16 protein-coding genes are annotated in these 12,634 nt (G+C 71.9%); 9 read left to right on the top strand and 7 right to left on the bottom strand.

Annotation, left to right across the window (positions count from 1 at the left end; all coding sequences use genetic code 11):
• Positions 1-13: 13 nt before the first annotated feature.
• Complete coding sequence (locus AB0300_RS03100; protein ID WP_366215442.1) at positions 14-667, top strand: hypothetical protein; 654 nt, start codon at positions 14-16, stop codon at positions 665-667.
• A gap of 16 nt (positions 668-683) precedes the next feature.
• Here the strand turns inward: AB0300_RS03100 and AB0300_RS03095 are convergent, their stop codons facing one another.
• Entirely contained in the window at positions 684-1,073 is a 390-nt protein-coding gene (locus AB0300_RS03095; RefSeq protein ID WP_366215441.1) for a hypothetical protein, read from the bottom strand.
• 585 nt (positions 1,074-1,658) lie between these two features.
• Here AB0300_RS03095 and AB0300_RS03090 point away from each other — a divergent pair.
• The gene (locus AB0300_RS03090; RefSeq protein ID WP_366215440.1) at positions 1,659-2,105 is read left to right on the top strand and encodes a hypothetical protein; all 447 of its coding nucleotides are present in this window, start codon (positions 1,659-1,661) and stop codon (positions 2,103-2,105) included.
• Here the strand turns inward: AB0300_RS03090 and AB0300_RS03085 are convergent.
• Genes AB0300_RS03085 through AB0300_RS03060 form a run of 6 tightly spaced genes read right to left on the bottom strand, consistent with a single transcriptional unit; the run spans position 2,006 to position 6,142 of the window.
• On the bottom strand, positions 2,006-2,596 hold the full coding sequence (locus AB0300_RS03085; RefSeq protein ID WP_249521658.1) for a GNAT family N-acetyltransferase: 591 nt from the start codon (positions 2,594-2,596) through the stop codon (positions 2,006-2,008). The genes AB0300_RS03090 and AB0300_RS03085 overlap by 100 nt on opposite strands.
• Positions 2,593-2,913, bottom strand: coding sequence for a transcriptional regulator (locus AB0300_RS03080; RefSeq protein ID WP_085605712.1), 321 nt, complete (start codon positions 2,911-2,913; stop codon positions 2,593-2,595). The genes AB0300_RS03085 and AB0300_RS03080 overlap by 4 nt, the downstream gene beginning before the upstream one ends.
• On the bottom strand, positions 2,910-3,335 hold the full coding sequence (locus AB0300_RS03075; protein WP_085605714.1) for a hypothetical protein: 426 nt from the start codon (positions 3,333-3,335) through the stop codon (positions 2,910-2,912). Before AB0300_RS03075 ends, AB0300_RS03080 begins: the two co-directional genes overlap by 4 nt.
• Positions 3,336-3,382: 47 nt before the next feature.
• A complete protein-coding gene (locus AB0300_RS03070) occupies positions 3,383-4,417 on the bottom strand; it encodes a sugar kinase (protein WP_366215439.1) in 1,035 nt (344 codons plus the stop codon).
• Positions 4,332-4,970 carry a bifunctional 4-hydroxy-2-oxoglutarate aldolase/2-dehydro-3-deoxy-phosphogluconate aldolase gene (locus tag AB0300_RS03065; protein WP_366215438.1) on the bottom strand — a complete coding sequence of 213 codons (639 nt, stop codon included), beginning with the start codon at positions 4,968-4,970 and terminating at the stop codon, positions 4,332-4,334. Before AB0300_RS03065 ends, AB0300_RS03070 begins: the two co-directional genes overlap by 86 nt.
• A 32-nt stretch (positions 4,971-5,002) precedes the next feature.
• On the bottom strand, positions 5,003-6,142 hold the full coding sequence (locus tag AB0300_RS03060) for a mandelate racemase/muconate lactonizing enzyme family protein (protein WP_126893826.1): 1,140 nt from the start codon (positions 6,140-6,142) through the stop codon (positions 5,003-5,005).
• A gap of 179 nt (positions 6,143-6,321) precedes the next feature.
• Here AB0300_RS03060 and AB0300_RS03055 point away from each other — a divergent pair, with 179 nt between their 5' ends.
• The 7 genes from AB0300_RS03055 to AB0300_RS03025 are packed head-to-tail and all read left to right on the top strand — an operon-like array spanning position 6,322 to position 12,632.
• A complete protein-coding gene (locus tag AB0300_RS03055; protein WP_366215437.1) occupies positions 6,322-7,140 on the top strand; it encodes a transporter substrate-binding domain-containing protein in 819 nt (272 codons plus the stop codon).
• Between the two features lie 51 nt (positions 7,141-7,191).
• On the top strand, positions 7,192-7,854 hold the full coding sequence (locus AB0300_RS03050; RefSeq protein ID WP_366215436.1) for an amino acid ABC transporter permease: 663 nt from the start codon (positions 7,192-7,194) through the stop codon (positions 7,852-7,854).
• Entirely contained in the window at positions 7,854-8,561 is a 708-nt protein-coding gene (locus tag AB0300_RS03045) for an amino acid ABC transporter permease (protein ID WP_303708751.1), read from the top strand. Before AB0300_RS03050 ends, AB0300_RS03045 begins: the two co-directional genes overlap by 1 nt.
• Positions 8,558-9,286 carry an amino acid ABC transporter ATP-binding protein gene (locus AB0300_RS03040; RefSeq protein ID WP_085605728.1) on the top strand — a complete coding sequence of 243 codons (729 nt, stop codon included), beginning with the start codon at positions 8,558-8,560 and terminating at the stop codon, positions 9,284-9,286. The genes AB0300_RS03045 and AB0300_RS03040 overlap by 4 nt, the downstream gene beginning before the upstream one ends.
• Before the next feature lie 4 nt (positions 9,287-9,290).
• The gene (locus tag AB0300_RS03035; protein ID WP_366215435.1) at positions 9,291-10,886 is read left to right on the top strand and encodes an amidohydrolase family protein; all 1,596 of its coding nucleotides are present in this window, start codon (positions 9,291-9,293) and stop codon (positions 10,884-10,886) included.
• Entirely contained in the window at positions 10,876-12,390 is a 1,515-nt protein-coding gene (locus AB0300_RS03030; RefSeq protein WP_366215434.1) for a sugar porter family MFS transporter, read from the top strand. The genes AB0300_RS03035 and AB0300_RS03030 overlap by 11 nt, the downstream gene beginning before the upstream one ends.
• A complete protein-coding gene (locus tag AB0300_RS03025; RefSeq protein ID WP_366215433.1) occupies positions 12,387-12,632 on the top strand; it encodes a hypothetical protein in 246 nt (81 codons plus the stop codon). Before AB0300_RS03030 ends, AB0300_RS03025 begins: the two co-directional genes overlap by 4 nt.
• Positions 12,633-12,634: the final 2 nt, after the last annotated feature.

The following is a 12,634-nucleotide window of genomic DNA, read 5'->3' as shown; positions in this document are numbered from 1 at the left end:
CTCGACGAGACCGATGCCCGGGAACCCGTGGCCGCACGACATGACCCTCACCGTCGAGGACCGTCCGCACACGCTGCTGGAGCTCCTCTGGATCCGCGAGGCGCACGGGCTGGTTCCCACCGATGACGCGCTCCCGCCGCCGCTGGTCGATCGACCGGCGGCGGCCGCGCGGCGCGTGGACGAGGAGACCCGGGCGCGCTGGACGGAGGGCTGGCCCCGCATCTGGGGCGACGCGGTCGCGCACGCCGCGACCGACCCCGACCCGGCGCTGCTCGACCGCGCCGTCGCCACGACGCTGAGTCCCGCCGAACGGGAGACGCTGCTCGGGCGGATCGTCGGGCCCACAGCGCGGGACGCGTTCGGGGTGGAGGTGTCCGATGATGCGGCGTACCGCGCGTGGGAGCGGCGCGGTTCCGAGGCACATCTCGCGACGCACCTCACGACGATCGCGGACAGCCCCGAACGCCGCGACGTCGCCACCCTGGCCGACGCGTGGCGGCGCGGCCTCGCAAGGGTGGTGACGCTGCCCTGCCGGGGGACGTACGTCCGGCAGATCGGACCGCACGCGCTCCTGGTCACCGATGAGGTGCGGAGCGACGCCGCCGCGTACCGCGCGGCGCTGGAGTCGTTCGGTCGAGGTCCCTCGGAGCGCCCGTCGAGGGCGTGACGCCCCGCGGGTCGAGTCAGAGGACGAGCGGGAGGAACGACACGATCAGGCCGAGGGCACCGACCGCGGCGAAGACGACCCCGACAGTCCGCAGGACCCGGCGCAGATGCGGCGGCTCACCGATCCGGATGCGAGCCGGGTCGTTCGAGCTGTGGAACCCGTCGAGCCATCCATCGGTGGTGGCCGTGGGCTCGCGGCGGCGCAGCGGTCGCTCGTGGAAGTCGCCGCCGGCGAACCAGCGAGCGGTGGGGCGGCCGTCCCTATCGATCACGGCGATCTCGACGGGGATCCACTGCCCCTCGACGAGCCGGATCAGCAGGGCCACGATGAGGAACGGGATTCCGACGCCGAGGCCGATCCAGGACAGCACCTCGCCGACGACGGAGAGGGTGTCCACGAGCTGCACGACTCCATCGTAGAGAGAGGAACCGGTGGGAGAGTCACGCCGTCGGACGGGATCGCGGGCGGTGGGCCTGCTCCAGGTTCCTCCGAAGCCGGTCGCGGCTCTGTCCGTCGACGGACATCGCCCACATCGGGGTTCCGGGGGCGCTGCGCCAGGACGCGGCGAGCGGGCTGTCGTCGACGGTGTCGAAGCCGAGCTCGTCGTAGAGCTTCGTGACGAATGCGACGGCGTCGGCGTGTCGCTCGAGACGACCAGAGCCGTCCGATCAGCGGCTCCCCTCGGCCGCGCGAGCCTCACCAGGGCCGGCACGGAGTCCTGCGGCGTCCGCGCGGGAACACGGCCGTGGAACTGGATGTGGCTGAACTCCCGGGCTCGGGGCACACCCGACCCCGCGGGAGCACGCCCTGGCGCGGGCGCTGCGCCTGGACGCAGACCACGTCGCTCACCTGAGAGCGCTCGCCGCAGAGCCGCCCGCCGTGGGGGCCTCGTCGTCGGACGACGTGCTGCCGCAGACGGCGCTCGACCTCATCGAGGCTCTGGACCAGCCCGCCTTCCTCGAAGACGCCGGTCTCACCGTCCTCGCCGCGAATGCCGCGGCCCGCGACCTCAACCCGCGCCTGCGGCCGGGCCGCAATCGGCTCCGCGACCTGTACCTCGATCCTCAGGAGCGCCATGCACCCGGCTTGGGAGGGAGTCGCTGCGTGCATGACTGCCGGCCTCCGGTACGCGATGGGCGCAGGGGACGACGCGCGGCTCCACGCGCTGGCCGCGGAGCTCTCCGGGGCCAGCGCGACGTTCCGACGGATCTGGGCGCGACACGACGTTCGTGCGCAGCGCGGCGCCGTCGTCCGCCTCACCCACGCGGAACGGGGCGAGCAGATCTTCACCCGCGAGCAGCTCCGCCTGAACGGGACGGACGGGCTCGCGCTGGTCATCTACTCTCCCCGCGCATCGTCCGTGGGGACGACCGCCGCCATGCGCCAGACCGGCGGCGCACCGTCGGCATCGGTGAGGGCAGTCGTCCGGAATCCGTGACGCTCGTAGAGGCGCACGTTGCGCGCATCCGAGGTGTCCAGCACCACGGGTCCGCCGCCACGGCGAGCGACCTCGTCGAGTGCGAAGCGGAGGAGGTGCGAGGCGATCCCGCGTCCCTGTCGGCCAGGGTGCACGCCCAGGGTCTCGAGCCGCCACGCGCCTGCGGGGGAGGGGGTCTGGTCGACGCGGTCGAGGCGGTCGCCGTGCAGCGCGACCACCTGCGCGATGAAGGCGGCCTCCGGTTCCGCGGCGTCCGGGCGGAGAAGCGCGATGGTGCCCGCGCCCTCACCGGCGACCGCGACGATCCCCTGGTCGTGCGCGTACCCGAGGTACAGGCGCTGCAGGGCCGCGAGCCGCGCGTCGTAGTCGTCCTCGGGGATCACGTGCCGGGTCCAGGGGTAGTCGCGGAAAGCGGCGGCGAGCGTCTCCGCACAGGTCGCCAGATCCTCGCCACGGGCGAGGCGCACATCGACCTCCGTGTCGTCGTTCATTCCGGTGTCCTCTCGGTGGTGGCCCCCGCGTCGATGATCGCCTGAAGCGTGGCGAGGTGCCGGGCGAAGGCGGCGCGGCCGGCGTCCGTGATGCCGACCCAGGTGCGTGTGCGGCGACCGGAGGCCTCTTTCCGTACGGTGACGAGGCCGGCGTCGGCGAGCGCGGTGAGCGCCTGCGACAGCGTGGAGTCGCTGACCTCGAGGAGGTCGGCGAGGAATCGGAAGTCGACGTCCTCCAGGTTGCGCAGGGCGGCCAGCAGGGAGAACCTCACCGGGGAGTGGATGAGGGCGTCGATCTCCCGGCGGGGGTGACTCATCGACGGGAGCTCGCGAACACGCAGGCGAGGATCGGGGCGACCGCCACGACGCCGGCGAGCACCCACCACCAGGGGGAGGATGCCCCGACCAGCTGGAGCGCCGGATCGAACATGAGGGTGTACAGCGCGAACCACGTGCACAGGGCGATCCCCATGTTGCGGAACCCGTTCCGGGGGACGGAGCGGCGGTAGCGGACCGCGATCATCCAGATCGAGATCGTCACGAGGGCGAAGGGTGCGAACGCCTTCCAGTACGGGACATCGGCGACGTCGATCGAGAGGGTGAACGCCAGGGCGTAGGTCGCCTGCGCGATGACGAAGATCCGGAACCAGCGCGTCGCGCGCCGGGCCTCGCGGCCGATCCGCTCGGTGTCGGCGAGCTGCTGGGCCGCCTCTTCCACGGTGTACTGCTTGTCGATCATGAAAGCACTTTATCAGGCCTAAAGTGAAAAGAGGCGACGGCCGCCGCTCAGCGCCGCACACCCTCCGCCTCGCCGAGTCGCGCGAGCTCGGCCGCGGTCGGCGCCCCCTCCCAGTCGCCGGACGACAAGCACGCGAAGGCCCCCGCGGCCACCGCCCGCTGCACCCGCTCCGCGAGAGTCGCCTCCGCGGGCCGCAGGCTCAGGTACCCCGCCACGAAGGCGTCCCCGGCACCCACCGTGTCCACGGCGTCGACTGCCACGGCCGGCAGGTCGAGGCGGTCGCGGCCGTCGTCCGCGAAGGCCCCGGCCGCGCCGCGCTTGATGACGACCTCTCGCGGACCGAGGGTGCGCAGGCGCTCCGCGAGCTCACCCGGCGTCCCCGCGCCGACCAGGATGGCGGCTTCCCCCTCGCCCGCGAACAGCACATCGGCGGCCGCGGCGAGGTCACGGTAGGCGGCGCGCGCGTCCCGGCCGCGCCAGAGCGCGGCGCGATGGTTGACATCGAACGAGACGCGGGCGCCGGCCGCCCGGGCCCGCCGCGCGGTGTCCTTCGCGCAGGCGAAGGAGTCGGGGCCGAGCCCGGCGAGGATCCCGGTGAGGTGGACGACGTCCGCGGTGGCCAGGAGCGCGTCCGGGACGTCCGCCGGTGCGAGCCCGGAGGCGGCGCTCCCCGCGCGCCAGAAGGTCACCGTGGCCATCCCCGTGGTCCGTCGGTGCTTGTGCATGATCCCCGTCGGGCGGTCGCTGCGGCGAGGAGCATGGACCGTCACGCCCTCCGCCCGCAGCTCGCGCGCGATGAGATCGCCGAGTGGATCGTCGCCCAAGAGGCTGACCCAGCTCGCGCGTGCTCCCAGGCGCGCCAGCCCGATCGCGACGTTGCTCTCCGCGCCGCCGAAGCTCAACGTGTGCGCCCGCGCGGAGTCGAGGGGGCCGGGCCGGTCGTTCGTGACCACACCCATCGCCTCGCCGACCGTGACGACGTGGAGCGGTGGGGGGTCACGCGCCGCGTCCCCGGGCGACGGCCGCGAGCGCCTGCTCGGCGCGATCGCGAAGGGCGACGAGACTGCCGCCGGCGAACGCATCCCCCAGGAGCGGGCCGCCCAGGCTCACCGCGATGCAGCCGGCGGCGATCCACGCGGGGATCTCGTCCAGCGCGATGCCGCCCGAGGGCAGCGTTCGCACGTCCGGGAAGGGTCCGCGCAGTTGCCCGATGTAGTCGGGGCCCACGGTCGCGGCCGGGAAGATCTTCACCGCCGCCGCGCCGAGTCGCCACGCGGCGTCCACCTCGGTCGGCGTCATCGCGCCCGGGTAGACCGGCACCTCCCCGGCGGCGGCCGCCTCCGCCACGCCGGGCATGATCCCCGGCGAGACAAGGAAACGGGCGCCGGCGTCGATCGCGGCACGCGCCTCGTGCTCCTCCCGGACCGTCCCCACGCCGATCTCCACCTCACCCGCCGCTGCGATGAGTCGGGGCAGGGTGGCGATCGTGCCCGGGGTCGTCAGGGTCAGCTCGATGCAGCGGACGCCGCTCTCGGCGAGGGTCCGCACCACCGGTTCGTACAGGCTCGCATCGGGTGCGCGGAGCACGGCCAGCACGCCGGTGCGGGTGAGGGTGTCGGACGGGGTGGGGCGCATGATGGTCTCCTGCGGTCGGTCGCGCGGGGCGGTCAGGGGGTCGCGGTGGCGAATCCAGGGCGGGTGCCGTAGCGGCCGAGGGTGTCCTCGTCGAGGGTCACCCCGAGTCCGGGCGTCGCGGGGATGTCGAGGCGGCCCTCGGCGTCCAGCGTCCAGCCGCCGTGGATGAGGTCGTCGACGTAGGCCGAGCCCGTCTTGTACTCGACGAGGTCGGTGGCGGAGAGGGCGGAGGCCAGCTGCAGGTCGGCCGCGAGCCCGATGCCGGTGTTCCAGCCGTGCGGGATGAGCCGGATGCCGCGGTCCTGCGCCGCCCACCCGATCCGGCGGGACTCGCTCAGTCCGCCGCCCTTCGTCGTGTCAGGCTGCACGATGTCGAACGCGTGCCGGTCGAGGTAGGGCTGGAAGCTCTGGCGGCGGGTGAGCACCTCTCCGCCCGAGATGCGGACGGGGGACGTCGCGCGGAGCTCCGCGAAGCCGTCGATGTCGTCCGGGGCGAGCGCCTCTTCGAACCAGGCGACGTCGTAGTCGGCGAGCATCCGGGCGGTCCGCTTCGCCCAGGCCCTGTCGCCCGGGAAGAAGGCCTCGGATCCGCCGGCGTCGACGGCCAGCAGTCGATCGCCGACCGCGGCCCGTGCGGCGGCGACGGTGGCCTCGTCGGTCGCCGCGTCCACGCGGCCGAACTTCCACCAGCCGATCTTGAAGGCGGAGAAGCCGGTCGCGACGAGCGCCTCGAGATTCTCGGTCATCGGGCCGGCCTCGTCCATGAGGACCGACGCGTACGGGCGGACGCGGTCGCGGTGGCGCCCGCCGAGGAGTCGTCCGACGGGCTGGGAGGCCGCCTGGCCGGCGATGTCCCACAGGGCGATGTCGATGGCGCTCGTCGCGTGGGTGAGGGATCCGCCGCGTCCCATCCAGAAGGCGGTCTGGTGCAGCGTCTCGGTCAGGCGCTCGACTTCCTGGGGGTTCTCGCCGATGAGGTGCGGGGAGAGCAGGTCGATGGCGCCGCGCACCAGGGCCTCCGAGGTGAAGGCGCTGCCGACGCCGACGATGCCCTCGTCGGTGTGGACCGCCACGAGAGTGTGCACGATGTCGTCGGGCTGCAGCTCGTGCGACCATCCGCCCTCGGGTGTCGCACCTCGCAGTCCGCACGTGTCGATTCGGGTGATGCGCATGAAGACCTTCCAACCGTGATGAGGGAAAGGGGGCCCCTTCCGAAACCGAAGATAGTCGATTGTCGACAACTGGGCAATCTGTGGGTAATGTCTGTTCCTGCACCCGTCAGCGGTGCGACGAGAGACCACAGCGTTGTGCACGACGGCAGCGCGAAGGCCCGAACCCGAAAGGCATCACAATGAAGTTGACGCGTATCCTCACCGGCCTCGCCGTGGCCGCGACGACCGCCCTCGCCCTCACCGCGTGCACCTCGAGCGGCGGCGCGGGAGCAGGCGGCCAGGAGAGCACCCTCACGAAAGTCCTCGAGAAGAAGACGCTCGTCGTCGGTGTGTTCGCGGACGCCCCGCCCTACGGGGTCATGAAGAGCTCGGGGGAGTACGAGGGCTTCGACATCGACGCCGCGCAGGCGCTCGCCGCCTCCCTGGGGGCGGAGATCGAGTACGTGTCCACCACGAACGCGAACCGCATCCCGCTGCTGGAGACCGGCAAGGTCGACATCGTCATCGCCGCCCTCACCAACCTCGACGAGCGTGCGCAGAAGGTGGCCATGTCCCGTCCCTACGCGGCGGAGGGCCAGGTCGTCCTGGTCCCGGCGGGGAGCGACATCTCCTCGTACGACGATCTCGCGGGCCGCAGCGTCGCCGCCACCCGCGGCAGCGTACCCGCCACCATCCTCGAGAAGCGGTTCCCGGAGGCCGACGCGAGCCTGTTCGAGGCGGTGGCCGACTCCATCCAGGCCCTGCGCAGCGGCAAGGTCGACGCCCTGATGGAGAGCAACTCCGTCGTCCAGGGCATCCTGGCCGACTCCGGCGACGAGTTCGTCGTCGTCGACGCCCCGCAGCTGAGCCCGTCCGTGGTCTCGATGGGGCTGAAGCAGGGCGACCAGCTGTGGCTGAACTACGTCGACAACTTCATCCGGAACTACAACATCAGCGACGCGGCGAACGACTCGTACAACGAGTGGCTCGGCACCGACGTCCCCGAGCTCATCAAGTAGCGACCTCCTCGGCTGCCCCGCCCCGGGTGGGGCAGCCGGAACGGACAACTCATGCAACTCTTCTTCGGGGACCTCATCCCCCATGCGCCCGAACTGCTCGCCGGCCTCGGCATCAGCATCCTCATCACCCTCGCGGCCGTGCTCATCGGGTCGCCGCTGGGCGTCGGCGTGTACCTGCTGCGCGCCTCCCGTCTCCCCGTGCTCCGCGCGATCGGCGCCGCGTACGTCGAGGTGATCCGGAACACCCCGCTGCTGCTGCAGCTGTACCTGATCTACTTCGCCCTGCCGTCGGTCGGCGTCAACTTCGATCCGATCACCGCGGGCATCCTCGCTCTCAGCGTCAACAACTCCGCGTACCTCGCGGAGATCTACCGCGCCGGTTTCGAGGCGATCCCGCAGGGGCAGATCGAGGCGGCGGACGCCCTGGGTCTCTCGCGACGGACGACGTTCCTCCATGTGCGTCTCGTGCCGGCCCTGCGCAACGTCTTGCCGTCGCTGACGAACCAGGTGATCCTGCTGTTCCTCGCGTCCTCCATCGCCGCCATCGTCGCGGTGCCCGAGCTCATGCACGTGATGATGGGCATCACGACGAGCACCTTCCGCACGATCGAGACGTTCGTCGTCGGCGGCCTGCTCTATTTCCTCGTCGCGTTCCTCATCGCGGGGGCGTCGCGTCTCCTGGAGACGCGCGGCATCCGCTGGAAGGTGGCCTGATGTTCACGTCGTTCGATCTGCCCGATCTCCTCCTCATCCTCCAGGGCGCGTTCGTGACGCTGCAGATCTGCCTTCTGGCGGTGGTCCTCGGCGGGGTGGTCGGCATCGTCTCCGGCATCCTCGCGGCGAGTCCGTTCGCCCCGCTGCGCTGGATCAGTGCGATCTGGGTGGGGGCGATCCGCGGGGTCCCCGTGCTGCTCATCATCTTCTTCGTCTACTTCGCCCTGCCCCTGATGTCGCCCGGCAGCAACGTGCCGGACTACTGGGCGGCCGTGATCGCCCTCACGATCTTCGCCTCGGCGTACATCAGCGAGATCGTCCGCGGCAGCATCCAGGCCCTCCCGCGCGGTCAGTTCGAAGCGGCGCAGGCGCTGGGCCTCTCCTGGCCGAAGCAGCTCCGGTTCGTGGTGATGCCGCAGGCAGCGCGCATCATGGTGCCGCCGGGCATCGGCTTCCTCGTCGTGCTCATCAAGGACAGTTCGCTGGTGGCCGTCATCGGCCTGATCGAGCTCACCCGGGCGGGCAATATCGTCGCCTCGCAGACCGGTCAGCCCATCCTCGCCTACCTCGTGGTGGGGGCGGTCTACTTCGTCATCTGCTTCGCCCTCTCCGTCGCCGGCCGCCGCTATGAACGCCGACTCACCATCCACGCGCGCCCGCCCCGGGTGGAGGACGCGCTCACCCCCTCCCGAGGAGACTCGAAATGATCACTGTCACCGACCTGCGGCTCAGCTTCGGCGCCACGGAGGTGCTGCACGGGATCACGTGCGACGTCGCCGAAGGCGAGGTCGTCTGCATCATCGGGGCGTCCGGCTCCGGCAAGAGCACCCTGCTGCGCTGCATGAACGGACTGGAGACGCCCAGCCACGGCAGCGTCGAAGTGAACGGGCACCTGCTCACCGCGAAGGAGCGCCGGGCCGACCTCGCCGCCGTCCGCCGCGACGTCGGCATGGTGTTCCAGCAGTTCAACCTCTTCCCGCACCTCACGGCGCGGGAGAACGTCACGCTCGCCCCGCGCAAGGTGCTCGGCATCGGGGCGTCGGAGGCCGCCGCGCGGGCCGACGCCCTGCTGGCGAAGGTCGGCCTGGCCGCCAAGGCCGACGCCTACCCCGGCAACCTGTCCGGCGGACAGGCCCAGCGCGTCGCGATCGCCCGCGCCCTCGCGATGCAGCCGCGCGTGATGCTCTTCGACGAGCCCACCTCGGCGCTGGACCCCGAGATCGTCGGCGAGGTCCTCTCCGTGATGAAGGGGCTCGCGCAGGAGGGCATGACGATGGTCGTCGTCACGCACGAGATCGGCTTCGCCCGCGAGGTCGCCGACCGCGTCATCTACATGGACGACGGGCGCATCGTCGAGAGCGGCACCCCGCAGCAGCTGCTGTCCCACGCGCAGACCGAACGGGCGCGGGCGTTCCTCGGGAAGGTGCTCTGACGTCGTGGTCGACCTCCTCATCCGCGGAGCGACCGTCATCGACGGCACCGGGGCGGAGCCGTTCCTGGCCGACGTCGGGATCGTCGGCGATCGCATCGCGGTCGTCGCGCCCGATGCCGGCATCGCCGCGGCCGCGGAGCTCGACGCGGGCGGCCTCCTCCTCACCCCGGGGCTCATCGATCCGCACAGCCACAGCGACTGGTCGATCCTGGGCAACCGCGATGCGCTGAGCACGGTGCACCAGGGGGTGACGACCGAGGTCGTGGGCAACTGCGGCGTGACGTACGCGCCGATCGCCGACGGCGACGAGGAGACCGCCCGCCGAGCCCTCGCGGCCTTCGGCTACGACGGCGAGGTGCGCTGGCGATCGTTCGCCGACCTCCTCGCCGTCGTGCACGACGGCGGCACGGCGCAGAACCTCGCCTGGTTCGTCGGGCACACGGGTCTCCGTCGCGCCGCCGAGCGGGCGGAGGGCGACCTCGTGCGCACCATGGAGCGGCATCTCCACGAGGCGCTCGACGCCGGCGCGCTCGGTTTCAGCTCCGGCCTGGAGTACGGGGCGGGGCGCAACGCCTCGACATCGGAGCTGGAGGCGCTCGCCCGTGTCGCGGGACGTCGTGACGCCATGTACGCCAGCCACATCCGCAACCGGGACACGGCGCTCGCGGAGGCCGTGGCGGAGTTCTTCCGCGTCGTCCACGCCGGGGAGCTACGCGCGCAACTGTCGCATCTGAACGTGCGACACGACACCGGCGCGCACGAGGGGGCGTGGGAGGAAGCGGTGGCCCGGCTGGAGAGCGAGCGTCGGTCCGGGGTCGACGTCCTCGCGGACATGACCCCCTATCCCGACGGCATCGGACTCGCCGCGGGACTGCTGCCCGACTGGCTGCTCTCGGCGGGGGAGGAGGCCGCGGCCGACGCCCTCCGCGACCCGGCGGTGCGTGCGCGGGTGCGTGCGGACGCCGACCGGTACTGGCGCTTCGTGCACAGGGGCCAGTGGGAACGGGTCCGGCTGGCGGTGAGCCCGGCCACCCCCGACTGGGAGGGGCTGATCCTTCCGGAGATCGCGGCGGCGAACGGGACGGACGAATGGGACGCCTACTTCGACATCATGGCGGCGTCGGGTGGCGACCTCGGAGCCGTGCAGTTCATGGGAGCGCTGTTCCATCCCGACCACGTCGCCGAGGCGGTGCGCCATGAGCGCTTCCTCCTCGGCGTGGACGGCTTCACGTCCCGTCGGGACGGCGTCCTCGGCGCCCGGACCCCGCATCCCCTGTTCTTCCACGGCTCCCAGCACTTCCTGAGCCACCATGCCCTGCGCGCGAGGACTCTCCCCCTGGAGGCGGCCGTCCACAAGATGACCGGCGCGGTCGCGCGGCACTTCCGCCTCCGCGATCGGGGCGTCGTCGCCGACGGGGCCTTCGCCGACCTGGTCCTGTGGGACCCCGAACTGCTGCGGGCGACGGACACCTTCGTCCTGCCCGAGACCTACGCCACCGCCGCCCGTCACGTCTGGGTGAACGGCACCGCGGTGGTCTCGTCGGGAGCGCGCACCGTGCACCGACCCGGAATCCGACTGGAGAGAGCCGATGTCCTCTGAATACTCATCCGCCGTCGCCGGCGCCGCGCCCGAGCGCCGCCGTCGCAGGAGCGCCGCCACGACGCCCCCGCCAGGGGAGAGCGGACGTCTCACCCCCGCTGTGACCGGGTTCGCGGTCGCGGCTGCGGTCGGCGGCTTCCTCTTCGGCTTCGACACGGCCGTCATCAACGGCGCGGTCACCGCCATCGAGAACAACCTCGGACTGGACGCCGTCGGTCTGGGCGTCGTGGTCGCCGTCACGCTCCTCGGGGCGGCGGTGGGGGCGCTCGGCGCCGGGTGGATCGCGGACCGCATCGGACGGCCCCGCACCATGCTCACCGCCGGCGTCGTCTTCTTCGTCGCCGCGATCGGGTGCGGTCTCGCGCAGGGCGTGGTCGACCTCGCGGTGTGGCGGCTCGTCACCGGCATCGCGGTCGGGTTCGCGACCGTGCTCGGCCCCCTCTACATCTCGGAGATCGCTCCGGCACACGTCCGCGGACGGCTCGCCTCGATGCAGCAAATGGCGATCGTGCTGGGGATCTTCGTCGCCCTGCTCTCGGACAGCGGGATCGCGTGGGTGCTCGGCGGCGCGGATGCGGAGCTGTTCCTCGGGCTGCCGGCCTGGCGCTGGATGTTCCTCGCGGGGGTGGTGCCGGCGCTGATCTACCTGGTGCTCGCGCTCGTCGTCCCGGAGTCCCCGCGATTCCTCGTGGCGCGTGGCCGGGTGGAGGCGGCGCGTCGGGTGCTGATCCGGCTGCAGCGCGTCGCGCCGGCGGAGGCGCGACTGCTCACGGACCGCATCGAGGAGTCTCTGCAGCACAAGGACGCGGGGCGCTTCCGCGACCTGCTGGACCGGCGTCGGGGGCTCCTCCCCGTGGTGTGGGTGGGCATCGGGGTCGCCGCGCTGCAGGCGCTCGTCGGCATCGACGTCATCTTCTACTACTCCACCTCGTTGTGGGAGTCGGTCGGCTTCGAGGAGTCCGCCGCATTCGGGCTGTCGGTGCTGAGTTCCTTCATCAACGTGGCGGCCACCGTCGTCGCGATCGTCCTCATCGACCGAGTGGGGCGTCGCAGGCTGCTGCTGACCGGCTCGGTGGGCATGTTCGTCAGCCTCGTGATCGTGAGCATCGGCTTCTCCACGGCGCGCATCGTGGACGGGGCGCCCCAGCTGGACGGCGTGTGGGGCCCGGTGACGCTGATCGGCGCGAACCTGTTCGTGGTCGCGTTCGCGGTGTCGTGGGGTCCGGTCGTGTGGGTGCTGCTGGGGGAGATGTTCCCCAACCGGATCCGCGGCGTCGCGCTGTCCGTGTGCGCCGCGGCGAACTGGCTCGCGGGCGTGGCGCTCAACTTCTCGTTCCCCAGCCTGCGGGACGTGTCGCTCCCCGGCAGCTACGCCCTGTACGCGGTGATGGCGGCGCTGTCGTTCCTGCTCGTGTACTTCGGGGTCCGTGAGACCAACGGCCGCTCGCTCGAGGAGATGGGGGCGAGCGCGGGACGCGGCGGGCCGGAGGGCCCGTCGCGATGACGACGTCGCGCCCGGGTGCCGGGGAGCACGCGTCGGACGCGGCGACCGTGCACGTTCTGCGGGCGGGGCGCGCGCGGGCGACGGTCGTGCCCGCGCACGGCTGCCTGATCCATGAGTTCGATCCGGGCGGTGGGGACGTGCTGTGGTCGGACGGTCGTCGCCCGCGCCTGCTCGTGCCCTCGGAACTGACGGGGGAGGAGTCGGCGCAGGAGTTCGACGAGGAGGTGCTGGTCGGCGGATAGTT

It is taken from the genome of Microbacterium sp. NPDC078814, from assembly GCF_040702645.1.
Taxonomy (GTDB): domain Bacteria; phylum Actinomycetota; class Actinomycetes; order Actinomycetales; family Microbacteriaceae; genus Microbacterium.
The sequence above is the reverse complement of the archived record's forward strand: the minus strand, read 5'-3'. Positions and strand labels throughout refer to the sequence as shown.

Coding starts and splice junctions, on each gene's coding strand:
- AB0300_RS03100 (WP_366215442.1), top strand. CDS start 14: ATGCCCGGGAACCCGTGGCCGCACGACATGACCCTCACCGTCGAGGAC.
- AB0300_RS03090 (WP_366215440.1), top strand. CDS start 1,659: ATGCCGCGGCCCGCGACCTCAACCCGCGCCTGCGGCCGGGCCGCAATC.
- AB0300_RS03085 (WP_249521658.1), bottom strand. CDS start 2,596: ATGAACGACGACACGGAGGTCGATGTGCGCCTCGCCCGTGGCGAGGAT.
- AB0300_RS03080 (WP_085605712.1), bottom strand. CDS start 2,913: ATGAGTCACCCCCGCCGGGAGATCGACGCCCTCATCCACTCCCCGGTG.
- AB0300_RS03075 (WP_085605714.1), bottom strand. CDS start 3,335: ATGATCGACAAGCAGTACACCGTGGAAGAGGCGGCCCAGCAGCTCGCC.
- AB0300_RS03070 (WP_366215439.1), bottom strand. CDS start 4,417: ATGCGTTCGCCGGCGGCAGTCTCGTCGCCCTTCGCGATCGCGCCGAGC.
- AB0300_RS03065 (WP_366215438.1), bottom strand. CDS start 4,970: ATGCGCCCCACCCCGTCCGACACCCTCACCCGCACCGGCGTGCTGGCC.
- AB0300_RS03060 (WP_126893826.1), bottom strand. CDS start 6,142: ATGCGCATCACCCGAATCGACACGTGCGGACTGCGAGGTGCGACACCC.
- AB0300_RS03055 (WP_366215437.1), top strand. CDS start 6,322: ATGAAGTTGACGCGTATCCTCACCGGCCTCGCCGTGGCCGCGACGACC.
- AB0300_RS03050 (WP_366215436.1), top strand. CDS start 7,192: ATGCAACTCTTCTTCGGGGACCTCATCCCCCATGCGCCCGAACTGCTC.
- AB0300_RS03045 (WP_303708751.1), top strand. CDS start 7,854: ATGTTCACGTCGTTCGATCTGCCCGATCTCCTCCTCATCCTCCAGGGC.
- AB0300_RS03040 (WP_085605728.1), top strand. CDS start 8,558: ATGATCACTGTCACCGACCTGCGGCTCAGCTTCGGCGCCACGGAGGTG.
- AB0300_RS03030 (WP_366215434.1), top strand. CDS start 10,876: ATGTCCTCTGAATACTCATCCGCCGTCGCCGGCGCCGCGCCCGAGCGC.
- AB0300_RS03025 (WP_366215433.1), top strand. CDS start 12,387: ATGACGACGTCGCGCCCGGGTGCCGGGGAGCACGCGTCGGACGCGGCG.